21 protein-coding genes are annotated in these 24802 nt (G+C 27.6%); 17 read left to right on the forward strand and 4 right to left on the reverse strand.

Annotated elements, in window-relative coordinates:
* Positions 1-4: 4 nt before the first annotated feature.
* Positions 5-622, reverse strand: a complete 618-nt coding sequence (plsY, locus tag GSH19_RS02500; protein ID WP_237026339.1) for a glycerol-3-phosphate 1-O-acyltransferase PlsY — start codon at positions 620-622, stop codon at positions 5-7.
* A gap of 169 nt (positions 623-791) precedes the next feature.
* On the opposite strand from plsY, the gene parE reads away from it, so the two are divergent.
* From parE to purD, 16 genes are all read left to right on the forward strand, one after another.
* On the forward strand, positions 792-2753 hold the full coding sequence (gene parE, locus GSH19_RS02505; RefSeq protein WP_237026340.1) for a DNA topoisomerase IV subunit B: 1962 nt from the start codon (positions 792-794) through the stop codon (positions 2751-2753).
* A gap of 13 nt (positions 2754-2766) precedes the next feature.
* On the forward strand, positions 2767-5208 hold the full coding sequence (gene parC / locus GSH19_RS02510) for a DNA topoisomerase IV subunit A (RefSeq protein ID WP_237026341.1): 2442 nt from the start codon (positions 2767-2769) through the stop codon (positions 5206-5208).
* Positions 5209-5211: 3 nt separating this feature from the next.
* Positions 5212-6144, forward strand: a complete 933-nt coding sequence (locus GSH19_RS02515; protein WP_237026342.1) for a manganese-dependent inorganic pyrophosphatase — start codon at positions 5212-5214, stop codon at positions 6142-6144.
* A gap of 99 nt (positions 6145-6243) precedes the next feature.
* Positions 6244-6681, forward strand: a complete 438-nt coding sequence (msrB, locus tag GSH19_RS02520; protein WP_237026343.1) for a peptide-methionine (R)-S-oxide reductase MsrB — start codon at positions 6244-6246, stop codon at positions 6679-6681.
* A 15-nt stretch (positions 6682-6696) separates the two neighbouring features.
* Positions 6697-7218 carry a peptide-methionine (S)-S-oxide reductase MsrA gene (msrA, locus tag GSH19_RS02525; RefSeq protein WP_237026344.1) on the forward strand — a complete coding sequence of 174 codons (522 nt, stop codon included), beginning with the start codon at positions 6697-6699 and terminating at the stop codon, positions 7216-7218.
* A gap of 110 nt (positions 7219-7328) precedes the next feature.
* On the forward strand, positions 7329-7844 hold the full coding sequence (gene purE, locus GSH19_RS02530; RefSeq protein WP_237026658.1) for a 5-(carboxyamino)imidazole ribonucleotide mutase: 516 nt from the start codon (positions 7329-7331) through the stop codon (positions 7842-7844).
* Positions 7831-8955 (forward strand): 5-(carboxyamino)imidazole ribonucleotide synthase, encoded by a 1125-nt coding sequence (gene purK, locus GSH19_RS02535; protein WP_237026345.1) that lies wholly within the window; start codon positions 7831-7833, stop codon positions 8953-8955. Before purE ends, purK begins: the two co-directional genes overlap by 14 nt.
* 10 nt (positions 8956-8965) lie before the next feature.
* The gene (purC, locus tag GSH19_RS02540; protein WP_237026346.1) at positions 8966-9679 is read left to right on the forward strand and encodes a phosphoribosylaminoimidazolesuccinocarboxamide synthase; all 714 of its coding nucleotides are present in this window, start codon (positions 8966-8968) and stop codon (positions 9677-9679) included.
* 12 nt (positions 9680-9691) lie between these two features.
* On the forward strand, positions 9692-9940 hold the full coding sequence (gene purS / locus GSH19_RS02545; protein ID WP_237026347.1) for a phosphoribosylformylglycinamidine synthase subunit PurS: 249 nt from the start codon (positions 9692-9694) through the stop codon (positions 9938-9940).
* A gap of 2 nt (positions 9941-9942) precedes the next feature.
* Positions 9943-10617 (forward strand): phosphoribosylformylglycinamidine synthase subunit PurQ, encoded by a 675-nt coding sequence (gene purQ, locus GSH19_RS02550; protein ID WP_237026348.1) that lies wholly within the window; start codon positions 9943-9945, stop codon positions 10615-10617.
* The gene (gene purL, locus GSH19_RS02555) at positions 10614-12833 is read left to right on the forward strand and encodes a phosphoribosylformylglycinamidine synthase subunit PurL (RefSeq protein WP_255700236.1); all 2220 of its coding nucleotides are present in this window, start codon (positions 10614-10616) and stop codon (positions 12831-12833) included. The genes purQ and purL overlap by 4 nt, the downstream gene beginning before the upstream one ends.
* A complete protein-coding gene (gene purF, locus GSH19_RS02560; RefSeq protein WP_237026349.1) occupies positions 12818-14251 on the forward strand; it encodes an amidophosphoribosyltransferase in 1434 nt (477 codons plus the stop codon). Before purL ends, purF begins: the two co-directional genes overlap by 16 nt.
* Before the next feature lie 15 nt (positions 14252-14266).
* On the forward strand, positions 14267-15304 hold the full coding sequence (gene purM / locus GSH19_RS02565) for a phosphoribosylformylglycinamidine cyclo-ligase (RefSeq protein ID WP_237026350.1): 1038 nt from the start codon (positions 14267-14269) through the stop codon (positions 15302-15304).
* Positions 15279-15872 (forward strand): phosphoribosylglycinamide formyltransferase, encoded by a 594-nt coding sequence (purN, locus tag GSH19_RS02570; protein ID WP_237026351.1) that lies wholly within the window; start codon positions 15279-15281, stop codon positions 15870-15872. Before purM ends, purN begins: the two co-directional genes overlap by 26 nt.
* Position 15873: 1 nt before the next feature.
* Positions 15874-17406, forward strand: coding sequence for a bifunctional phosphoribosylaminoimidazolecarboxamide formyltransferase/IMP cyclohydrolase (purH, locus tag GSH19_RS02575; protein ID WP_237026352.1), 1533 nt, complete (start codon positions 15874-15876; stop codon positions 17404-17406).
* Between the two features lie 16 nt (positions 17407-17422).
* A complete protein-coding gene (gene purD / locus GSH19_RS02580; RefSeq protein WP_237026353.1) occupies positions 17423-18679 on the forward strand; it encodes a phosphoribosylamine--glycine ligase in 1257 nt (418 codons plus the stop codon).
* A gap of 470 nt (positions 18680-19149) precedes the next feature.
* Here the strand turns inward: purD and GSH19_RS02585 are convergent, their stop codons facing one another.
* Together GSH19_RS02585 and GSH19_RS02590 are read right to left on the reverse strand one after the other, a co-directional pair.
* The gene (locus GSH19_RS02585) at positions 19150-20013 is read right to left on the reverse strand and encodes a DegV family protein (protein WP_237026354.1); all 864 of its coding nucleotides are present in this window, start codon (positions 20011-20013) and stop codon (positions 19150-19152) included.
* A 14-nt stretch (positions 20014-20027) separates the two neighbouring features.
* Positions 20028-20441, reverse strand: a complete 414-nt coding sequence (locus GSH19_RS02590) for a MarR family winged helix-turn-helix transcriptional regulator (RefSeq protein ID WP_237026355.1) — start codon at positions 20439-20441, stop codon at positions 20028-20030.
* A gap of 126 nt (positions 20442-20567) precedes the next feature.
* Between GSH19_RS02590 and GSH19_RS02595 the strand changes: the two genes are divergently transcribed.
* Positions 20568-22268 (forward strand): NFACT family protein, encoded by a 1701-nt coding sequence (locus GSH19_RS02595; RefSeq protein WP_237026356.1) that lies wholly within the window; start codon positions 20568-20570, stop codon positions 22266-22268.
* Between the two features lie 17 nt (positions 22269-22285).
* Here the strand turns inward: GSH19_RS02595 and GSH19_RS02600 are convergent, their stop codons facing one another.
* Entirely contained in the window at positions 22286-24802 is a 2517-nt protein-coding gene (locus GSH19_RS02600; protein ID WP_237026357.1) for an ATP-grasp domain-containing protein, read from the reverse strand.

The raw sequence follows: 24802 nt of genomic DNA on the forward strand, positions 1-24802 counted from the left end.
TTTATTATTGCTTATTCTTTTTAATTAAATAATAGATTCCAAAAGGAACAAGGTTCTCTTTCCCGGTTAAAATTCTTTTAATATTATCTTTATGTTTATATATAACAAAAAAGGTTAATATTATAGCAACAATGCTTAATATATTATCGTGAATAATAAGTGATGCAATTGCAATAATAATAAATCCAAGAATACTACCAAAACTAACCATACTAGTAATTGTTATACATAAAAGTAAAACAAAAACAGCAAGAAAAAAGAATGGTAGATTATAAACAATTAACATTCCAGCACTAGTAGCAACTGCTTTTCCACCTTTAAAATGATCAAAAATAGAAAATGTATGTCCAAGAACGGCCATAAGACCAAAAAGTAAAGGATTAATTGAATTTATTCCAAAAATTAAAGGCAATGCTGTTGCAATTGCTCCTTTTGCAAGATCAATAATTAATACAGCTGTTCCAGCATAGGGACCTAAAGTTCTATAAATGTTAGTTGTACCGATATTTCCTGATCCATAATCTCTAACATTAATATGAAAGAAAATTTTACCAATTTGAATACCACTAGGTATTGAACCAATTAAATAAGCAATTATTAGTAATGATATGATTTTTATCATACGTTCCTCCGTAAAGTAAATAATTAACAACGACTAATTTTAGCACCATTTATTAGTTAAATAAACATTTAATAATTAAATATTAACTAAACTATTAGTTGGTCTAGTTTGCAAACAATGATAAATGGTTTATGATTAAAAGACGATAATAAAGAAGGAGTTAATCCTAATGACGAATGAAAATAATATTTATGATGATTCCTCGATTCAAGTTTTACAAGGATTAGAGGCAGTAAGAAAAAGGCCTGGAATGTATATTGGGTCGACTGATTCTAAAGGACTACACCATTTAGTATATGAAATAGTTGATAATGCTGTTGATGAATCATTAGCAGGTTACGGAAAAGAAATTAATGTAATTATTCACAAAGATAATAGTATAACTGTTTCTGATCAAGGTAGAGGAATGCCGGTTGGAATGCATGCTTCAGGGAAGCCAACACCTGAAGTTATTTTGACAGTTTTACATGCTGGGGGTAAATTTGGACAAGGTGGTTATAAAACATCTGGTGGATTACATGGAGTTGGATCAAGTGTTGTTAATGCACTTTCATCAAAACTTGTTGTTCAAATTTATCGTAATAAAGTAAAATATGAAGAACAATTTATTGATGGTGGTAAACCAGTTGGAACGCTTAATAACTTGGGTAAAACTAGTAAACACGATGGAACTTCAATAACTTTTAAACCAGATGAAACTATTTTTACTTCCGTTGTTTATAATTATAATATTTTAGCTGAAAGATTAAAGGAATCAGCTTTCTTATTAAAAGGTGTAAAAATTACTTTAACAGATGAAAGAGATGGAAAAGAAAAGTCTGAAGAATTTTTATACGAAGATGGAATTAAAGAATTTGTTGAATATTTGAATGAAGGTAAAACAAATTTAGGAAATATCATGTACTTTGATAGTTCTAAAGATGGTATCGAAGTTGAAGTAGCTGCTCAATATAATGATGGTTATACTGAAAATACAATTTCTTTTGTTAATAATGTTCGAACAAAAGATGGTGGTTCCCATGAAGCGGGATTTAAGAGTGGATTAACCAAAACTTTTAATGAATATGCTAGGAAAGTTGGGCTATTAAAAGATAAAGATAAAAATCTTGATGGAACAGACTTTAGAGAAGGATTAACATCTGTTATTTCTCTAAAAATTCCGGAAGAATTATTACAATTTGAAGGCCAAACAAAAGAAAAATTAGGAACACCTGAGGCAAGATCAGATGTTGATGCAGTTATTTCTGAGCAATTAATGTATTACCTTCTGGAAAATGGTGATTTTGCAAAAATGATTGTGCAAAAAGCATTGAAAGCAAAAAATGCTAGAGAAGCTGCAAAAAAAGCTCGTGAAGAAAGTCGTAACGGTAAAAAGAGAAAGAAAAAAGATCGTTTATTGTCTGGTAAATTAACTCCTGCTCAATCAAAAGATCATAAGCAAAATGAACTCTTTTTAGTCGAAGGTGATTCTGCAGGTGGATCAGCTAAACAAGGTCGTGATCGTAAGCATCAAGCCATTTTACCTTTAAGAGGGAAAGTCTTAAATACTGAACGAGCTAAGTTACCAGATATTTTAAAGAATGAAGAAATTAGTACAATTATTTATACGGTCGGTGCTGGAGTAGGAACTGATTTTAATATCGAAGATACAAATTACGATAAGATAATTATTATGACAGATGCCGATGACGATGGAGCTCATATTCAAATCTTATTGTTGACCTTTTTCTATAAGTATATGAGACCAATGATTGAAGCTGGAAAAGTTTATATAGCATTACCACCTCTTTATAAAATTCAAAAAGGTAAAGGAAGTAAAACCAAAATTGAATATGCTTGGACTAATGATGAAATGGATCAAAAGGTTAAAGAGTTAGGTAAAGGGTATACATTGCAAAGATTTAAAGGTCTTGGTGAAATGAATGCTGAACAATTATGGGAAACTACTATGGATCCTGAAAATAGAACTTTAATCCGAGTAAATATTGATGATGTTAGTTTAGCAGAAAAGAGAGTAACTACATTAATGGGAAATAAGGTTGACCCTAGAAGAGACTGGATAGAAAATAATGTACAGTTTAATTTAGAAGAAGATGGAAGTATTCTAGATAATACCAATCAAAATAAATAAGAGGTGATTTTTTATGTCAAAGGGACAAATAATTGAAAACTTACCCCTTGAAGACGTAATGAGTGAAAGATTTAGCCGATATTCTAAGTCAATTATTCAAGAGCGTGCACTTCCTGATGTTAGAGATGGATTAAAACCAGTTCAAAGAAGAATTTTATTTGCTATGAATGTTGATGGAAATACTCATAGTAAAAGTTTTAGAAAATCTGCTAAATCAGTTGGGAATGTAATGGGAAATTATCATCCCCATGGTGATAGTTCAATTTATGAAGCAATGAATCGTATGTCTCAAGATTGGAAATTAAGAGAACCATTAATTGAAATGCATGGTAATAATGGATCAATGGATGGAGACCCTCCAGCTGCGATGCGTTATACAGAGGCTAGATTAAGTAAAATTTCTGATGAAATGTTAGCTGATATTGATAAAGGTACAGTTGATTGGATTTTAAATTTTGATGATACTGAATATGAGCCGGTTGTATTACCAGCTCGTTTTCCAAATTTATTAGTAAATGGATCAACTGGAATTTCAGCTGGATATGCTACTGATATTCCTCCTCATAATTTAGGAGAAGTAATTGATGCAGTTATTTATTTACAGAAACATGAAGATGCATCTTTAGATGATTTAATGCAATTTATTAAAGGACCTGATTTTCCAACTGGTGGTATTATTCAAGGAATTGATGGTATTAAAGAAGCCTATAAAAATGGGAAAGGTAAAATTGTTGTTAGATCTAAAACTAAGATTGAAGATTTAAGGGGAAATCATCAACAAATTGCAATTGATGAAATTCCTTATGAAGTAAATAAATCAATCTTAGTTAAACAAATTGATGAAATTAGAATTAATAAAAAAATCGATGGAATCGCAGAAGTTAGAGATGAAAGTGACCGAGAAGGATTAAGAATTGCAATCGAATTAAAGAAAGATGTCAATGCAGAGGGTATTTTAAAATATTTATTTAAAAATACTGATTTACAGATTTCATACAATTTTAATGTAGTGGCAATTAATAATATGCGTCCGGAAAGAATGAGCTTAAAATCAATTCTTTCTGCCTATTTAAATTATCAACGTGAAGTTGTAACCAATAGAACTAAATTTAATTTAAAAAAAGCTCAAGAAAGACAACATATTGTTGAAGGATTAATTAAAGCATTATCAATATTAGATCAAGTGATTAAAGTTATCAGAGCAAGTGAAAATAAAAAAAATGCACGAGATAATTTAATTAATGAATTTGATTTTTCTGAAAAACAATCAGAAGCGATTGTTTCTTTACAACTTTATCGATTAACTAATACTGATGTTACTGAATTAAAGACTGAAAATGATAACTTAAATTCAAGCATTATTTCATATAGAAAAATATTAGATAGTAAGTCAGAATTAGATAAAGTAATTAAAAAGGAATTAACTCAAATTTCAAAAAATTATCGTAATGATAGAAGAACAATTATTGAAGATAAGATTGAAGACTTAAAAATAAGTGAAGAAATTACAGTAGCTGATGAAGACGTTATGTTACTAGTTTCTCATGATGGTTATCTTAAAAGAAGTAGTTTAAGATCTTATAAAGCCTCTGAAAACTTTGAAGGTATTTTGAAAGACGAAGATTATCCAATTTTAATGAATAAAGTAAATACTAGAGATCATTTATATATGTTCACTAATAAAGGGAATGTAATCTATCGACCAGTACATGAAATTAAAGATGTAAAATGGAAAGATATGGGTGAGCATATTTCTCAAAGTATTGGATTAGATGATGAAGAGGAAATTATTAATTCATTTGTTTTTAATAGTTTAGAAGAAACTGGTAAATTTTGTGTTACAACAACTGATGGATTTATAAAATTAGTTGATTTTAATAAACTTTTGCCTGGTAGAAATTATAAATCCAAAGCTTTTACTTATGAAAAATTAAAAAAAGATAATGCTAATGTTGTAAGTATTGATTATCTTCCAGATAAATTAAATCAAATATTTATAATAACTAAATTAGGCTATGGGATTAACTTTTCACTTGAAGAGGTTTCAATTAGCGGGGCTAAATCGACTGGAGTTAAATCTATTAATTTATCAGATGATGATGAAGTTCAAAGTTCAATTCAAATTAATTCCGAAAATGATATAATTGGAATTCTATTTGATAATGGTAATTTTAAAAAGATAAAAATTACTGATATTCCGACAACGGGAAGAGCTCGAAAAGGAATTAAATGTCTTAAAGAATTAAAATCAAGAAAAAATTTAGTAGAAGATGCAATAAAAATAAATGAAAATCAAGAAATATTTGTTAGAGATATCAATGATCAAGAAATTAAAATTGACTTTGAAAATATGAGTATTTCTGATAGATTAAGTAATGGAAGAACTATTAAAGATATTGATCTTAATGCAAGACCTTATCGTTTACTAAAAAAAGAATCAAATAAGGAGATTTAATCAATGACTAAAGAATTAGTTTTTGGACATAAAGTACCAGATACAGATGCAATTGTTGCTGCTAAAGCTTATGCTTATTTACAAAATAAAAAAGGATATGATGTAGAAGCTGTTGCTTTAGGTGAAATGAATGATGAAACAAAATTTGTTTTAGATTATTTTAATGAAAAAGCACCTAGAATTGTTGAAACTGGAAGTAATGAAGTTAATCAAGTAATGTTAGTTGATCATAATGAACCTCAACAAAGTATTTCTGATATTGATAAGTTAGAAGTTACTCATGTGGTAGATCATCATCGTATTAGTAATTTCGATACAAGTGTTCCGTTATTTTATTTAGCTAAACCATATGGATGCACAAGTACAATTTTATATGAAGAATTTAACCGATTTGGTATAGAAATACCCGCTGAATTAGCTGGAATGATGGCATCAGCTATTATTTCCGATACATTATTATTAAAATCTCCAACAACAACTAAATATGATGAAGATGCACTTAATGAATTAGTAAAAATTTCAAAAATTGATGATTTACAAGAATATGGAATTCAAATGCTTAAGGCTGGAACTAATGTTGAATCAAAATCAGATTCTGACATTATTTTAGGTGATGCTAAATCATTTAATTTAGGAAGTAAAAAAGTTACAATCGGTCAAGTTAATGTTGTTGATTTAACTGATATTACTAAACGTGCTAATGATTTAAAAGTTGCAATGAAGAGTGACAATGATAAGAATAGTTCTGACTTATTCTTATTAATTGCAACAAATGTTTTAGATAGTGATTCAAAATTAATTGTGGTTGGCGAACCTAAAGAATCAGTTGAAAAAGCATTTAATAAATCTTTAGATGAAAATGACATGATGGACTTACCTGGCGTTGTTTCTCGTAAAAAACAAGTAGTTCCTCCATTAACAGATATAATGAATTAAGATACTCAAATGAGTATCTTTTTTTATTAAATTAATGGTTGAAAATGAATTTAAATGTAGTAGTATTAGTAACTAATAAATTATAAGTGAGGTTTTGTTATGAGTGAATACAAAAAAGATGATTTAAAACAAAAATTAACTTCAGAGCAATATTCAGTTACTCAAGAATCTGCTACAGAAAAACCATTTTCAGGAGAATATGATGATTTTTATGAAAAAGGAATCTATGTTGATATTGTAAGTAATAAACCATTATTCAGTTCATCAGCTAAATTTGATGCAGGTTGTGGTTGGCCATCCTTTTCTAAGCCAATTGATGAAACAATGGTTAATGAAAATAAGGATACTTCACACGGAATGACTAGACAAGAAGTTAGAAGTTCCGACGCTGATTCTCATTTGGGTCATGTTTTTAATGATGGTCCAAAAGAAATGGGCGGATTAAGATATTGTATTAATTCTGCAGCTCTAAAATTTATACCTTTAGATAAAATGGATGAAGCTGGATTTGGTAAATATAAAAATATTGTGGAATAAAAGGAGATTTAAATTATGATAACTGAGGATAGTGCAATTTTTGCAGGCGGTTGTTTTTGGTGTATGGTAGAACCATTTGACCAACAACCAGGAATTAAATCTGTTATATCAGGTTATACAGGTGGACATGTTGAAAATCCAACCTACGAGCAAGTATCATCTCATACAACAGGGCATACAGAAGCAGTTAAAATAACTTTTGATCCTGAAATCATTTCATATGAAGAATTAGTCGAAATTTATTGGCGTCAAACTGATCCAACTGATGCTATGGGCCAATTCCAAGATCGTGGTGATAATTATCGTCCGGTTATTTTTGTTAATAGTCCTGAACAAAGAGATATTGCAGAAAAATCAAAAAAGCATCTGCAGGATACTAGTCGATTTGATGATCCAATTGTTACAAAAATTGAGGATGTAAAACCTTTTTATCCAGCAGAAGAAGAACATCAAGATTTTTATAAAAAAGATCCAATGCGTTATAAAATGGAAGAAGCTGGTGGAAGAGAAACTTTTAAACAAAATAAATGGAATTAAAGGAACTCTTTTTAGAGTTCCTTTTTTATAAAAACATCAAACACGAACATTAAAGAAATTAAATTACAAAATATTTCGTTATTTTGTTGACGATTGAATTTTTTATTGTTATGCTTGATTCAACAATTAAGAGGAAGGTGTTTAATTTGAAAGTAGCAATTGTAATGGGATCTATTTCAGACTGGCCTGTCATGAAAGAAACCGCGAGCATTTTAGATTCATTTGAAATACCATATGAAAAGAAAGTTATTTCAGCACATAGAATGCCATTAGAATTAACAGAATTTGCTAATAACGCAAAAAGCGAACATTTCGATGTTATTATAGCAGGCGCTGGTGGAGCAGCTCATCTTCCAGGTATGATATCTGCCAATACTTCATTACCAGTTATTGGTGTTCCAATTCAAACAAAAGCATTAAATGGTGTAGATTCATTATTATCAATTGTTCAAATGCCATTTGGAGTTCCAGTCAATACTGTTGCAATTGGAACAGCTGGAGCTAAAAATGCAGGAATTTCAGCTGCTGAAATTTTAGCAATTAATGATGAAAAATTAACTCATAAAATTTTAAGTTTTAAAGAAAAACAACATGATGAGGCGGTTAATACAAATGAAAAGTTATAATGACGCAATTTTGCCTCCAGCTACCATTGGAATTTTAGGTGGTGGACAATTAGGACAAATGATGGCTTTTTCTGCTAAGCAGATGGGATATAAAGTGGGAATTTTAGATCCAACAGAAAATTCACCAGCTGGACAGGTATCAGATTTTCAAATTATTTCTGATTATGATGATGAAAATGCAGTTAAACAATTTGCTAAAAAAGTAGATATTCTAACTTATGAATTTGAAAATGTTGATCAAGACTTAATTAAAAAAATTAAAAATGATGTTTTTATTCCACAAAAAATTAATGAATTAGAAATTACTAGTAATCGAATTAAAGAAAAATTTTTTCTAAGGGATAATCAAATCCCAGTCGTTAATTTTCAAGCAATCAATAATATTGATGATTTAGTAAATGGGGTAGCTAAAATTGGTTATCAATCAATTTTAAAATCAACTGAGGGTGGATATGATGGACACGCTCAATATGATATTAATAATGAAAAAGATTTAATAGAGATAAAAAAGAAATTTGATTCTGGTGAATGGATTTTAGAAGAAAAGAAGAAATTCCAAAAAGAAGTTTCAATGATGGTTGTTAGAAATACAGATGGAAAGATTCATACATTTCCACTATCTGAAAACATTCATAAAAATCATATTTTACATAAGAGTATCGTACCCGCACGAGTCGACAATAAAGTTATCAAAGATGCGACAGATATTGCTAAAAAAATTGCTGAACGGTTAGATTTAATTGGAATTCTTGGGATTGAGTTTTTCCTTTTAGATAATGGAAGCTTAGTTGTTAATGAATTAGCTCCAAGACCGCATAATTCAGGGCATTATACAATCGAAGCATGTAATATCTCACAATTTGAAGCACATATTCGTAGTATCTGTAATATAGATATTCCAGATATTGTGTTAAATAACAAGTCATTAATGGTTAATTTATTAGGGGAAGATTTAGTTAATGCAAGAAATGAATTACCTAATAAACCAAATTGGCATTTTCATGATTATGGTAAAGATAAAATTAAACCAGCTCGAAAAATGGGACATATTACGTTATTAGGAAATAATATCGAAAACTTATTAAACGATGTAAATAAATTAAATCATTAAGGAGATTTCAATGAGTTCATTAGTAGCATCAGGAAAAACCAAAGAGTTATTTGAAACTGATAATCCAAATATTTTAAAGGTTCACTATACTGACCACACTACTGCAGGTGATGGTGAAAGAAATGAAGTTATTAATAATAAGGGAAAAATGAATAATGAAATTTCTAGCCTGATATTTTCATATTTAAAACAACAAGGAATTGAAAATCATTTTATAGAACAAATTTCAGATACAGATCAATTAAATAAAAGAGTTAATATGATTCCACTAGAAATTGTGGTGAGAAATTACGCTGCAGGTCATTTTCAAAAAAGATTTGCACTAAATTATTTAGATAATTTAAAAAAACCAGTCGTTGAAATGTTTTGGAAAAATGATGAATTACATGATCCTTTTATTAATGAAGATGATGCAGAAGCTCTAGATATTATTAATGCTAATGAAATTAAAGAGATTAAAGAAAACGCCTTAAAAGTAAATCAAATTATGTCTGATTTATTCGATAAAATGAATTTAATTTTAGTTGATTTTAAATTAGAATTTGGATTTGACAAAGATCATCAAATCATTCTAGCTGATGAAATTTCACCAGATTCTTGTCGAATTATAACTAAAAATACTAAAGAGTCTTTAGATAAAGATATTTTTAGAAAGCAAACTGGAGATATAATGAAAGGCTATCAAATCATTCTAGATAAATTAAAACAAGAAATTATTTTATAGGAGTAATTAAATATGTATTTAGCTAAAGTAATCGTTACTAAAAAAGCTTCAATTTTAGATCCACAAGGAGAAACCATTAAAAATGCTTTGCAAAATTTAGATTTCAAAAAAATTGATGATGTTAAGCAAGGAAGTTATTTTGAAGTAAAAATTGATGCTGATAATCAAGAAAAGGCTGATCAAATTACAAATTCAATTTGTAAAGAATTACTCGTAAATCAAAATATGGAAAGTTATAAATTTTCACTAGAAGAGGTATAAAGATGAATTTTGGAATTATTAGTTTTCCAGGGTCAAACTGTGACTGGGATTTGTATTATGCAATTAAAGATGAGCTAAATGAATCATGTAAAATGATTTCATCAGATGAGACTAATTTGGATGAATTTGACGTTATTTTAATTCCAGGCGGATTTTCTTATGGTGATTATTTAAGAAGTGGTGCAATTGGAAGTTTAGCTTCTGCAATGCAAGCAGTTAAAAAAATTGCTAAAGAAGGAAAAATAATTATTGGAATTTGTAATGGATTTCAAATTTTAACGGAATCAAATTTATTACCAGGATCATTAATGGTTAATGAACAACCAGAATTCATTTCTAAATGGCAAAATTTAAAAGTTGAAAATAATCAAACAATTTTTTCAAATAAATTTAAAAAAAATCAAATTGTAAAAATGCCAATTGCTCATGGTGAAGGTAATTATTATTGTGATGAAGAAACTTTAAAAGAACTTGAAAGTAATCATCAAATTGTATTCCGTTATGAAGATAATCCTAATGGAAGTGTTAATGATATTGCGGGCATTACTAATAAAGAAGGCAATATTTTAGGTATGATGCCTCATCCAGAACGTGCAGTTGAAACAATTCTTGGAGGGATTGATGGATTAACTTTATTCCAATCTCTAAAAAATACTAATAGTGAGGTCATAAAATGATTGAAGAAAAAATGAAATATTCTCCTGAAGATATTAAAACCAAAAAGCTTTATCTTGATATGGGATTAACTCAAGAAGAGTATGATATTATTTCCAAAAAATTATTAAATCGACTACCTAATTACACTGAAATTGGATTATATTCTGGAATGTGGAGTGAACATTGTTCTTATAAGAATTCAAAACCAGTTTTAAAGAAATTTTGGACTGATGGATCAAGAGTAATTCAAGGTCCAGGTGAAGGTGCTGGAGTTTTAGATATTGGTGATGATCAAGCTATTGTCTTCAAAGCTGAAAGTCATAATCATCCCAGCTTTGTAGAACCATATGAAGGTGCAGCAACTGGTGTTGGTGGAATTATTAGAGATATTTTTTCAATGGGTGCTAAACCAATTGCTAGTTTAGATAGTCTCCGTTTTGGTAGTTTAACTAATACTAAAAATAAATACTTACTTAACAAAGTAGTCGCTGGAATTGCTGGATATGGTAATTGTATTGGGATTCCAACTGTTGGTGGTGAAATTGAATTTGATGATTCATATAATGGGAATCCACTAGTAAATGTTATGTGTATTGGTTTAATGAATCAAGCTGATATCAAGCAAGGAAAAGCTACTGGAAATAATAATTCAATCATTTACGTAGGTGCTAAAACTGGTCGTGATGGAATTAATGGTGCTTCATTTGCTTCAAGCCAATTTAGTGAAAATGAAGATAATGATCGTTCAGCTGTTCAAGTTGGTGATCCCTTCATGGAAAAATTATTAGTAGATGCATGTTTAGAAATTAATCGTGATTTTTCAGATGATTTAGTTGGAATTCAAGACATGGGTGCTGCTGGACTAGTTTCATCTTCTGCTGAAATGGCAGCAAAAGATAATAGTGGAATTAAAATTAATTTAGATCTAGTTCCACAAAGGGAACTCGGTATGTCACCATATGAAATTATGCTTTCTGAATCACAAGAAAGAATGTTGTTATGTGTTAAAGATGGTGCAGAACAAAACATTTTAGATGTATTTAAAAAATACAATTTAGAAGCTGTAATTATTGGAAAAGTTAATGAAAACAGTCAATATTGTTTAACAATGAATGATCAAGTTGTTTGTGATATTCCAACAAGATCTTTAGTTGATGATGTACCAACTTATACTCATGAATTAGTCAAACCAGAAAGATTGATTAATCCAGATACTAGTTTTGATTTTGAAGTAGAAAATCCTTATGAAACATTAAATAATTTATTATCTCAACCAACTATTTCATCTAAAAAGAGTGTTTACCAACAATATGATTCAAGAGTACAAACTAATACAGTAGTTGATTCAGGTAGTGATGCTGCAGTAGTTAGAATTCGTGGAACTAAAAAAGCATTAGCAATGACAACTGATTGTAATTCAAATTATGTTTACTTAGATCCATATCAAGGTGGCCAAATTGCAGTAGCAGAAGCTGCTAGAAATATTATTGCTAGTGGTGGTACTCCAATTGGAATTACTAATTGTCTAAATTTTGGTAATCCAGATAATAGTGAAAGTTATTTTGAACTAGAAGAATCAGTCAAAGGTATTTCTGATGTTTGTCAAAAAATTGATGCTCCAGTAATTGGTGGAAATGTATCACTTTATAATGAAACAGATGACCACTCAATTAAACCTACTCCAATGATTGGAATGGTTGGATTAATTGAAGATAATAAAAATATTATAACTCAAGACGCAAAAGGATCAGATGAACTAGTTTACTTAATTGGTGATACTTTTGATGACTATAGTGGTTCTGAAATTCAAAAAATGTTAGTTAATAAGATTACTGGTGAATTAAATCATTTTGATGTAAATCAAGAAATTAATAATCAAGAATTAGTTAAAGATGTAATTAAAAAATCCTTAGTTAAAAGTGTTCATGATTTAAGTGAAGGTGGACTAGGAGTCGCTTTAACTGAATTACTTCAAAAAAATGAATTAGGATTTAAAGGACAAGTTGATTTAACTAAAAAACAATTATTTTCAGAAACACAATCAAGATTTTTGATTAGTATTGATTCAGCTAAGCAAAGTGAATTTGAAGCAATCATGAAAAATAGTGCTAACTTAATTGGAAAAACTAATGATATTGAATTGGTTGACTTAGAACTTAGTGATGGTAAGTTACTTGGAAATATGATGGATTTAAAAAAATCTTGGGAAGAAGGATTAACATGCTTGATGAAGTAAAAGGATTAAATGAAGAATGTGGAATCTTTGGGATTTTTAATTCAAATGAAGCTGCTAAGTTAACTTATGAAGGACTTCATAGCTTGCAACATCGAGGTCAAGAAGGAGCAGGAATTGTATCTTTTGATGGTGATGAAAGACATACCTATAAAGGATTAGGATTACTTTCTAGTATCTTTAAAGATACTACTATTTTAGATGATTTAACTGGAACTTCAGCAATTGGACATTTAAGATATGCAACGGCTGGAAGTCATGGATTAAATAATATTCAACCATTTAATTTTCAATTACCGAATCTAGATTTTTCTTTAGCTCACAATGGTAATTTAACTAATGCTAAAACTTTAAAAAAAGAATTACTTAATCAAAATGTTGAGTTTGTTTCTGATTCTGATAGCGAAATTCTAGGAAGATTGATTGAAAAAAGTAATGAAAATACTTTTATTGAAAAAATAAAAAGTTCATTACAAAAATTAAGAGGTGGATTCGCATTTATTTTAATGACAAAAGACCAAATGTTTGCAGCATTAGATCCTAATGGCTTTAGACCTTTAGTAATTGGTCAAAAAGATGATGGAAGTTATGTATTTTGTAGTGAAACATGTGCATTAAATCAAGTTCATTCAACTTATATTCGAGACGTTGAACCTGGTGAAATTGTTTATATTGAAAATAATCAATTGAAAAGTTGTTTTTATACAGCCAAAACAAAATTATCAGTTTGTTCATTAGAGTATGTTTACTTTGCTAGTTCTGATTCTGTAATTCGTGGAGTTAGTGTTCATGAAGCTCGTAAAGAAATGGGATCTAATTTAGCAAAAGAACATCCAGTTAATGCCGATGTAGTATTAGGAGTTCCAAACTCATCATTATCAGCAGCTTTAGGTTATGCAAAAAGTAGTGGTATTCCATATGATATGGGTATGATTAAAAACCAATACATTGCAAGAACTTTTATTGAACCAACACAAAAGAAACGTGAACGTGGTGTTTCAATGAAACTATCTGTTGTAAGACCAGTGGTTGAAGGAAAAGATGTTGTTTTAGTTGATGATTCAATTGTTAGAGGAACCACTAGTAGATTTATCGTTAAATTATTACGAGATGCTGGTGCAAAATCAATACATGTTAGAATTGCTTCTCCAGTTTTAAAATATCCTTGTTTTTACGGAGTAGATATTCAAACAACTAATGAATTAATTGGAGCTAATAAAACAGTTGATGAAATTAGACAAGAAATTGGTGCAGATTCATTAGAATATCTAAGTGTTGACGGATTAAAACAATCAATTAATTTAAATTCAGATAATGAATTTTCAGGTTTATGTACAGCATACTTTGATGGTAAATATCCAACTAAATTGTATGATTATGAAGCTCAATTACATCAAGAATTAGAAAAAATAAACGTATAATGCGAGGGTTATAATTTGGCAAATAAATATGAAGAAGCTGGAGTAGATATTCAAAATGGCTCAAAAGCTGTTTTAAGTATCTCCAAAATGGTTGAATCTACTTATGATAAAAATGTAATTTCTGGAATTGGTGGATTTGGATCTGAGTATAGTTTAAGTGAAATTAATCAAACTTTTGATAATCCAGTATTAATTTCAAGTACTGATGGAGTTGGAACCAAATTATTATTAGCAATTGAAAATAATATTAACGATAAAATCGGAATTGATTTAGTAGCAATGTGTGCAAATGATATTTTAGCGCAAGGTGCTAAGCCACTATTCTTTTTAGATTATCTTGGAGTTGGCAATTTAAAGCCAGATAAGATTAAAGAGATTATTTCTGGAATTGTTGAAGGTTGCAAAGATTCACATTTATCTTTAATTGGTGGTGAAATGGCTGAAATGCCTGGAATTTATCAATCAGATGATTATGATTTAAGTGGATTTGCAGTTGGAGTAGCAGAAAAAGATCGCTTAATTGGTGCTGATCGAGTATCTGAAGGTGATTATTTAATTGGATTACCTTCAAGTGGAGTTCATTCAAATGGTTACTCATTAGTTAGAAAAATTATTGAAGATGCTCAATTAGATTTTAATAAAAAATATGATGATTTAAATCAATCATTAATTGATAGTTTATTAGAACCAACTAAACTTTATTTTAAAACTGTTTATCCATTGATTGAACGTGATTTAGTAAGTTCAATTGCTCATATTACTGGTGGTGGAATTGAAGATAATTTATCAAGAAGTATTCCAAGTAATCTAACCGCTGAAATTAACCGAGACCAATGGAAAGTTCCAGAAATTTTTAATGTTTTAAAGAAATATGGTGATTTAACACAAGCTGATGTTGATCAAGTATTTAATCAAGGAATTGGAATGATTTTAGTAATTAATCAAGATAATTATCAAGAAGTTACTAATCTATTTGATTTAAATAAGGAAGATTATTATGAAATCGGAAAGGTTGTTAATAATTCAAATGGAAAAAAGGTCGAATTTAAATAATACAAAACCAAACATAGCAATTTTTGCATCTGGTAATGGAACTAATTTCGAATCTTTAATGCAAGCTGATTTACCAATGAATGTTTTATTAGTGGTTAGCGACAATCCAGATGCATATGTAATTAAAAGAGCTGAAAAATATCATGTGCCAGTATTTATTACTAAATCCGGTAAAGGAATAACAAAAATTGATCGTGAAAAATTAATTTTGCATAAATTAAATGAATTGAATATTAGTGCAATTATTCTTGCTGGATACATGAAAATAATCGGTGAAACTCTTTTAGATAAATTTCCACAAAAAATAATTAATATTCATCCAGCATTATTACCTCAGTTTCAAGGTAAACAAGGAATTTTAGATGCTTATAATGCTAAAGTAGATAAAACTGGTGTAACAATTCATTTTGTTGATGCCGGAATTGATACTGGTGAAATTATTGCGCAAGCAGAAGTAAAAATATATCCAGATGATACATTAGATGATTTAGAAACAAGAGTACATGAAGCAGAACATCAATTATATCCAAAAACTATTTTAAATTTATTACAAAGAGGAGTTTTATAAAATGACAAAAACTGCATTAATTAGTGTTTATGATAAAGATGGAATTACTGAATTTGCTAAGGACTTAATTAAAAGAGATTATCGTATTATTTCAACTGGTGGAACATTAAGAAAATTACAAGATGAAGGCGTTGAAGTTACTTCAATTGAAAAAATTACTAATTTCAAAGAAATGTTAGATGGACGTGTAAAAACATTACATCCAAGAATTCACGGTGGAATCTTAGCTAAACGTGATAATAAAGTACATATGCAACAATTAAAAGAAGAAAACATTGATGTAATTGATCTAGTTTGTGTTAATTTATATCCATTTAAAGAAACAGTTCAAAAAGAAGGCGTGAGTGATGAAGAAATCATTGAAAACATTGATATTGGTGGTCCTTCAATGCTAAGAGCAGCAGCTAAAAATTATCAAGATGTTACAGTTTTAACTGATAAAAGTGACTATAGTGAAGTTATTGATCGAATTGATAATAATACATTAAATGTTGAATTTAAAAGATCATTAGCAGCTAAAGTATTTCGTTTCACAGCAGCTTATGATGCATTAATTGCTGAATATCTTACAACTGAAGAATATCCTGAAAAATTAACAATGACTTTTGAAAAAGCACAAAACATGCGTTATGGAGAAAACAGTCATCAAAATGCTGCTTATTATACACAAGCAATTTCTGAAAAATATTCTCTATCAGATGCTAAACAATTACATGGAAAAGAATTATCTTACAACAATATTAGAGATGCCGATGCAGCACTTCGTATCATTTCTGACTTTAAGGACAAACACGCAATTGTTGCTTTAAAACATATGAATCCATGTGGAATTGGAATTGCTGATAATTTATTAACTGCTTGGAATTTAGCTTATGAATCAGATCCTATTTCAATTTTTGGTGGAATTATTGCTGCAAATCAAACTGTTGATTTAGAAACAGCTAATAAAATGCATGAAATATTCTTAGAAATTGTTATTGCTCCTGAATTTACTGATGAAGCTTATGATGTATTAGCTAAAAAGAAAAATATTCGTTTAATTACATTAGATTTTGATAAAATTAATCCTAAAAAACACGATGAAGTTAGTGTATTAGGTGGTATGTTAATTCAAAATAGAGATACAGTTGAAGAAGATTATCATAATTTTGAAGTAGTTACTGAAAAACAACCAACTAAACAACAATTAGAAGCCTTGCAATTTGGTCAAAATGTTGTTAAAAACGTTAAAAGTAATGCAATCGTTATAACTTCTGATAACCAAACACTAGGAATTGGTGCAGGACAAATGAATCGAATTGATTCCGTTAAAATTGCAATTGATAAAGCAAAATCAAAAGACAACTATGAAAATGTTGTTTTAGCATCAGATGCATTTTTCCCAATGAATGATTGTGTTGAATTTGCAGCTAAAAATGGAATTAAGGCAATTGTAGAACCGGGTGGAAGTATTAAAGATCAAGATTCAATTGATAAAGCCAATGAATTAGGAATTACAATGCTATTTAGTAAAAATCGTCATTTTAAACATTAATAGGAGTTATTAACTTATGAATAAATATCTTTTAATTGGTTCAGGTGGAAGAGAATATGCAATTGCACAAAAATTAAGTGAAGAAAAAGATTCCTTAGTTTATGTGGCTCCAGGAAACATTATGATGAATAAAATTGCTTCAAATGTTGAAACTGTTGATATTAATGAATTAGATTTTTCTAACTTAATTATTTTTGCTAAAGATAATAAAATTGATTTAACAATTGTTGGACCAGAAAAGCCATTATCAGAAGGAATTGTAGATTTTTTTGAACAAAATAAACTTTTAATTTGGGGGCCTAATAAATATGCTGCTCAATTGGAAAGTTCAAAAGTTTTTGCCAAACAATTAATGAAAGATGCAAAAGTTAAAACTGCAGAATATGAAAGTTTTAATAATATAGAAAAAGCATTTGCTTATATTAATAAATGTATTTTTCCGATTGTTATTAAGGCTAATGGATTAGCTTCTGGAAAAGGTGTAGTTATTGCTGAAGATAAAGAAGCAGCAATAAAAGCAATTAATGATTTGTTTAAATTACCTAATCAAACTGAATTAGTTATTGAAGAATATTTAGTTGGTGAAGAATTATCCTTCATAACAATGATTAATGATGATGAAATTGTTCCAATGCCATTTGCTCAAGATCATAAAAGACTATTAAATAATGATAAGGGGCCAAATACAGGCGGTATGGGAGCTTATAGTCCAGTTCCTGGTGTTAATGAAACATTAAAATATAATGCAATTAATGAAATTATAAAGCCAATTATTAATCAATTTAAGATTAAAGGAAATCCATTTAAAGGATTTTTATATGCTGGCTTGATTAAAACTAATGATAATGAATTAAAAGTCATTGAATTTAATGTTCGAATGGGAGATCCTGAAACGCAAGTTATTTTGCCACAATTAAAGAGTGATTTTGGTAAATCAATAATTGACTTATTAAATAATAAAAGGGTTAAATTAAATTGGACTAATCATAAATATTATTTAGGATCAGTAGTTGCATCTAAAGGATATCCTAAACAATATTCCAATTATTTAAAATTACCTAAGTTTGATAAAAATGAAATGGTTGTTTATTCAGGTGTAAAAGAGCAATCTGATGAAATAAAAAGTTATGGTGGAAGAGTTTTAATGGTTGTTACTGAAGATGAACAATTAATTAATGCTCAAAATAAAGTAAACCAGGTTTTAACTGAAACCGTTGATACTAATCAATATTCTTTTAGAACTGATATTGGAAGCAAAAAAATAAAAAGCTGATTTGAAAATCAGCTTTTTTATTTTTTGACAACGTTTGATAATAAATAATGTATAACTAAATTAAAACTGATTTAGGAGATGTATAACTATTATGATAATTTATAATAAAACAAGTTTTGATTGGAATTTATATACTGATAATATGGAAATTTTGACAAAAGAAACTTGTTTTTTATAAATTTGTTTAATATAAGCATGGAATGAAAATGAATTAGTATGAATAAATAAAAAAATATTAGACAAAAAGTTTTAGTTATAGATAAATATATTAAAGTTAGAAAATTTTATAAAAAAAATGGATCGAAATCTGCTGAAAAAAATAGAAATTGTAGCATTTTATAAATTTAGTTAAGCTTCGCATAATATATATTATGTAAAGTAGGAATATTTTAATCAGTTTTGTTTATGTCCTCTATTTTTTTTATTAATTTATATAAAAACAAAATAAAAAGCTATATTACTATAGCTTTTTATTTTTCAAAATCTTTTGTCCAACTTAATGCGATTGCACCTGATCCTAAATGAGTTCCAATTACTGGACCAATATAACTTCTATAAAATTCTACATCAGGAAAATCAATTTCTAATTTTTCTTTCCACTTATCAGCTTCCTCAGTGGCATTTCCATCTATAACAGTTGCTTTAATTGGATAATTCGCATTAGTAAGATCTTCTTTGAATTTATTTTCAAGATATTTAAATGCTCTTTTTTTAGATCTTACTTTGTCAATTGCTACAATTTTATTTGTTTCAGCATCGAATGTTAAAATTGGTTTTATATTTAATAGATTACCTACAAATGCTGATGCATTAGATAATCTACCACCCTTAACTAAATTATTTAAGTCATCAACAATAAATAATTCATCAATTGTTTTTCTGAAATTAATTAATTTATTTATAATTTCATCTTCTGAATATTTTTCTTTAACTAATTTTGCAGCATAAATTGCTAAATCTGCCATTGGTCTTACTGTTAATCCGGAATTAAACGGAATTATTTTAATGTTATTTGTCATTGTTGAAATAGATTCAACTTGTTTATAAAATCCAGAAATGGTGTCGGTTAAATGTATACTAATAACTGTTGAATAACCTTCATCTGCTAATTTATCATACATTTCAATCAATTTACCGGTTGCTGGTTGAGATGTACTTGGTAAATTAGCACTATCTTCCATTTTTTTATAGAATTCTTTATTAGTTAAGTTTACGCCTTCTTCATAAACGTCTGAACCAAAAATAACATTTATTGGAATTACGTTTATGTTATATTTATTTATTTCTTCGTCAGATAAATAAGCTGTACTATCTGTTACAATTGCTATACTCAATTTAATTTTCCACCTTATATTTTATTTAAACTATTATTTAATCTATTCATTAATATTTCTAAAAGTCTAATTTCTTCATCAGACCATTGTTTAAAAATTTTATTTTTATTTTCATCGAAATTTTTTGTTATATTTATAAAACTTTTATTTCCTTTTTCATTTATAGTATAAATTAATTGCCTTTTATCTTTTCCGATAGCTTTTTTTGAAATTAGTTTTTTATCAAATAAATTTTTTAGCTGCCTAGATAAAGTTGAAGCATCTAGGTTCATATTCTTTGATAATTTTTCTTGTGTATTGATTTCTTCATTTATTTTAATTAATAACTGCCATTCAGAAATTGTAATATTTTCTTTTTTAGCAATACTTTTTAGTATTCTTGTATAATTTTTGCCTGAATCTCGAAGTGAATTTAAAATATCTATCATAAAATACCTCCCAAATAATGATATAATAATTAATTGTTATATACAATAATCTTTTATTACTTTGCATTAACAAAATTATATAGTTATACTGTAATACACATAAATAGAAAGTGAGATGTTTTTAAAATGGCTTTTGATGGTTCTTTTACTCACGCGATAACTAAGGAATTAAATGAAAAACTTAAAAATAGTAGAATTTCTAAAATTAGTAACCCTTATGATAATGAATTAATTTTAACTATTAGATCAAATAAAAAAAATGTAAATTTACTCCTGTCTGCAAATCCTAATTTTGCAAGAATTCAACTAAGTAATTATTCATTTAGTAATCCTTTAACACCATCTAATTTTGTCACAACATTAAGAAAAAAAATTAGTGGAAGTTTTATTAAAGAAATTCACCAAGTTGATAATGACAGAATTGTTCATATTCATCTAAATAGTAGAAATGAAATTGGTGATGAAGAAGAATTAATTTTAATTATCGAAATAATGGCACGTCATAGTAATATAATTTTAGTTAATAAAAAAGACAATTCAATTATTGATTCAATTAAAAGAATTGGTTCTGATCAAAATAGATATCGCTTATTGTTACCTGGAGCGACTTATATAAATCCGCCAAAACAGAATTTAATCAATCCATTTGAAATAACTGACTTTGAACCAATAATTAATTTAAATAAAAAATATCCTAATGAAAATGTTTTAGCAACAAATTTAAATTCTTATTTACAAGGATTGAGTTATGAAACATCATTAGCATTAGCAAAGTTTATTCATAAAGATCTGAATGTAGAAAAACAGGTTATAAATTTTTTTGATAAATTTAATAATCCAACTCCTACTATTTTTATCAATGAAAAAGAGAAATTATCTTTTTCCCCTTTCTATTATTATGGGGACATAAAAAATAATTCTTATAATGATTTAAGTGAAATGCTTGATGATTACTTCGAACAAAAGGTTAAAACTGAACGTGTTAAAGAAAAAGGTTCACAAATAATTAAAGTCGTAAAAAATGAAATAAGTAAAAATAAAAAGAAAATTAAAAAGCTTGAGAAAACTTTAGAACAATCAAAAAATGCAGATATTTTTAGAATTAAAGGAGAAATATTAACCACCTATTTAGGTCAAGTTAATCCTGGAATGAAATCAATTAAATTACCTAATTTTTACGATAATTTAAACGATATTGAAATTAAATTGGATGAAACTTTATCACCTTCTAGTAATGCACAAAAATATTTTAAGTTATATCAAAAAAATAAAAACGCTTCTAAATACGTAATAAATCAAATTGATATATCTAATAAAGAATTAGATTATTTTGAAAATATTAAAGATCAAGTTGAAATTGCTAATCCAAAAGATTTAGATGATATTAAAAATGAATTAATTAGTCAAAAGTATATTAAAAAAAATCAAAAATCAAAGAAAATTAATTCTAAAATTAAACTAAATAAACCTGAAGAATTTACATCCTCTGATGGGACAAAGATTTTAGTTGGTAAAAATAATCTTCAAAATGATAAATTAACGCTAAAATTTTCAGATAAAAGAGAATACTGGCTTCATGCACAAAATATACATGGTTCACATGTGATAATAAAATCATTTGAACCATCAGAAGAAACTTTAATTGAAGCTGCTACTCTTGCATCTTATTTTTCTAAGGCTAAAGAATCGGCAAATGTTCCTGTTGATTATGTACAAGTAAAAAAAGTAAAGAAACCTAATGGATCTAAACCTGGATTTGTAACATATGAAGGTCAACAAACTTTATTTGTTACGCCAAAAAAAGAAATAGTTAATAATTTAAGATAATAAAAAAATCCTCAAAATTATTTATTTGGGGATTTTTTTATTGATAGCTTGGCACCAATTTCCTTTGATCTAGTAGGTAATACATTATCTGTTAAATCTAATGATTTAAATGGGAAAATACCTTCCATTTTGATTAATTCAGAATTATTAATTTCATTAATTTTATTTAATAATTGATCAATATCTAATTGATTAATTGAAATATCTATTAATACATTAATCCAATTAATGTTAGTTATATAATTTAAAAAAATAGTTTCTGTAATTCTTAGAGGCCTAATTGAAGCTATTTTTGGGTTACCATTAGAATATTCAAAAATAACTTGAATTAAACCTTTTATATTTTCTTTTTTAATTAATGTTTTAGCTTTAAAAGATAATTTATCTAAATCATAATTATGATTATTATTAAATGGAACATAATAATCAGTTAAATACTCAATGTTTTTACTATTATTGTTACTTTCAGAACCAAATCCAACACTTGTAATTGGAATTATCTTTGAATCAATTACTAAATAATCTAAAGCAAAATCACCCTTTTCAGAATATATTACTGATTCTTTTTGGTTTGGCGGTAAAATTATCGAATTAATTTTAGAATTATTATTTAAACTATTAATTAAATAATGCCTATTTCCTGGAATAAAAACATATTTTGGATTCTCATTATTTATAATGTCTAAAATATCACTAATTTGGATTGGCTCGATATATTGTTTATCACTAATTAATGGAGATAAAGAAACAGAGTTTGGGTTATTATTTAAAATAATTGTTTTAAATCCTAATTCATGAAGCCTAATTGACATTTCTGAAGTATAAATATCTGAAGCTACATTAGGTCCTAAATTATTTTTTCCTTTTCCAATTATTAGCACTGATTTTCCTTGTTCTTTTTTTGATTCATTAAAAGATTCGTAACTGCTATAAAATGAATTGATTTGAGAATCAAATTCCCCAGCAGATGGCTCTATCATTTTATACGTAAGATGGTTATTAATTGTATTTGAAATATCTTTTATTTTATTAACATCAATTTTCCATATTTCTGATAAAATACTATCTCCAAGCCCTAATTTATGTGCTAATCTAATTGAATTATCATTAAGCTTATTTTTTCTTATTTCGTTAATTCCATCTACGATGTTAGAAATTATTTTAAAATAAAAAATATTCATTTTTGTTATTTCGGTTAAATCAGATAATGGATATTTTCTTCTAACTGCTTCAAAAATAATCAAAATTTGTAAATTGGTTGGATGAATTAATTCACTTACTATTTCATCTTCGGTTAAATCAGAATAATCCGGGAAAATATCTTTAGGACTAGACTCAGAGCTTCTTAGTGCTTTCATTAAAGCAGCTTCAGGAGTTCTTCCAATTCCTATTGCTGAACCAATTGTCTTGATTTTTGTTGATAATTTTCTATTTATTTTTGGAAATTCATCAAATGGCCAAATTGGTATTCTAACAGTTATATGATCACTAATTGGTTCCAATAATGCTGTATTTTTATTGTAATTATTAGGTAATTCAATTTTATCTATTTCATAATTTAATAATAAATAAGAAGCCACATACTCAAGTGGATAACCATTGGAATTTGATGATAATGCTGTACTCATATTGAAATATGGATTTATTTTTAAAACAAAAATTTCATCAGTTTCAACATTTAACGAAAATTGAATATGGCATACACCTTTTATTCGTAATATTTCAATTACTTTAAAAGATATATTTCTCATAGTTTGATATTGTGAATCAGTTAAGGTTTGTACTGGTGAAAATACAACAGAATCAGTTGAATTGATTCCTACGGGATTCATATTCTCTAAAGAAGAAATTAAATTTTTATTACCATTTTTATCTCTAATTGTCACTGTTTCAATTTCTTTGTATCCTACAATATCTTTTTCAATCGAAACTTTATTCACATTAGATTTATCTAGGCCATCATCAACAGCATCAATTAATTCATCTACATTTTTACAAATAACACGGTTAATCTTAACTTTTGCATCAATTGATTTAACTGAAACCGGAAATCCAATTTTATTACTTATACTTAAGGCCTCTTCATAATTTGAGACAAAATTAGATGTGATAATATGAACATTTTGATCAATTAATGTTTGTCGTAATTTAAAATTGTTATTCATTAATTCAACACTATTATCATCAAGCCCAAGTAATTTAATATTATTATTTTTAATAATGTCTTTTTTTATCAATCTTCCTAAAACTTTTAAAGCTGTTTTTCCACCAAATACAGCTGTAATTGCATCAATTTGATTATTTTCAATTATATTCTCTACATTACTAGTATTAATAGGTTTAATAAATAAATTTTCTTTAGATATTTTTTCTAACATAATTGAAAAAGGATTATTATCAATTAGATATATATTTATACCCATTTTTTTGTAAATATCAAATGCTTGAAATGCAGCAGCGTCTTGTTCACTTTCATGACCAAAATCAGATGGTCCTCCACCCAGGATTAGAATTGATTCAATTTTTTTATCCAT

Source organism: Lactobacillus sp. S2-2, from assembly GCF_021698855.1.
In the GTDB taxonomy this organism is placed as follows: Bacteria; Bacillota; Bacilli; order Lactobacillales; family Lactobacillaceae; genus Fructilactobacillus.

Excerpts from the sequence above, each read along its gene's own strand:
- plsY (WP_237026339.1), bottom strand. The coding sequence starts at position 622 with ATGATAAAAATCATATCATTACTAATAATTGCTTATTTAATTGGTTCA.
- parE (WP_237026340.1), top strand. The coding sequence starts at position 792 with ATGACGAATGAAAATAATATTTATGATGATTCCTCGATTCAAGTTTTA.
- parC (WP_237026341.1), top strand. The coding sequence starts at position 2,767 with ATGTCAAAGGGACAAATAATTGAAAACTTACCCCTTGAAGACGTAATG.
- GSH19_RS02515 (WP_237026342.1), top strand. The coding sequence starts at position 5,212 with ATGACTAAAGAATTAGTTTTTGGACATAAAGTACCAGATACAGATGCA.
- msrB (WP_237026343.1), top strand. The coding sequence starts at position 6,244 with ATGAGTGAATACAAAAAAGATGATTTAAAACAAAAATTAACTTCAGAG.
- msrA (WP_237026344.1), top strand. The coding sequence starts at position 6,697 with ATGATAACTGAGGATAGTGCAATTTTTGCAGGCGGTTGTTTTTGGTGT.
- purE (WP_237026658.1), top strand. The coding sequence starts at position 7,329 with ATGCTTGATTCAACAATTAAGAGGAAGGTGTTTAATTTGAAAGTAGCA.
- purK (WP_237026345.1), top strand. The coding sequence starts at position 7,831 with ATGAAAAGTTATAATGACGCAATTTTGCCTCCAGCTACCATTGGAATT.
- purC (WP_237026346.1), top strand. The coding sequence starts at position 8,966 with ATGAGTTCATTAGTAGCATCAGGAAAAACCAAAGAGTTATTTGAAACT.
- purS (WP_237026347.1), top strand. The coding sequence starts at position 9,692 with ATGTATTTAGCTAAAGTAATCGTTACTAAAAAAGCTTCAATTTTAGAT.
- purQ (WP_237026348.1), top strand. The coding sequence starts at position 9,943 with ATGAATTTTGGAATTATTAGTTTTCCAGGGTCAAACTGTGACTGGGAT.
- purL (WP_255700236.1), top strand. The coding sequence starts at position 10,614 with ATGATTGAAGAAAAAATGAAATATTCTCCTGAAGATATTAAAACCAAA.
- purF (WP_237026349.1), top strand. The coding sequence starts at position 12,818 with ATGCTTGATGAAGTAAAAGGATTAAATGAAGAATGTGGAATCTTTGGG.
- purN (WP_237026351.1), top strand. The coding sequence starts at position 15,279 with ATGGAAAAAAGGTCGAATTTAAATAATACAAAACCAAACATAGCAATT.
- purH (WP_237026352.1), top strand. The coding sequence starts at position 15,874 with ATGACAAAAACTGCATTAATTAGTGTTTATGATAAAGATGGAATTACT.
- purD (WP_237026353.1), top strand. The coding sequence starts at position 17,423 with ATGAATAAATATCTTTTAATTGGTTCAGGTGGAAGAGAATATGCAATT.
- GSH19_RS02590 (WP_237026355.1), bottom strand. The coding sequence starts at position 20,441 with ATGATAGATATTTTAAATTCACTTCGAGATTCAGGCAAAAATTATACA.
- GSH19_RS02595 (WP_237026356.1), top strand. The coding sequence starts at position 20,568 with ATGGCTTTTGATGGTTCTTTTACTCACGCGATAACTAAGGAATTAAAT.
- GSH19_RS02600 (WP_237026357.1), bottom strand. The coding sequence starts at position 24,802 with ATGGATAAAAAAATTGAATCAATTCTAATCCTGGGTGGAGGACCATCT.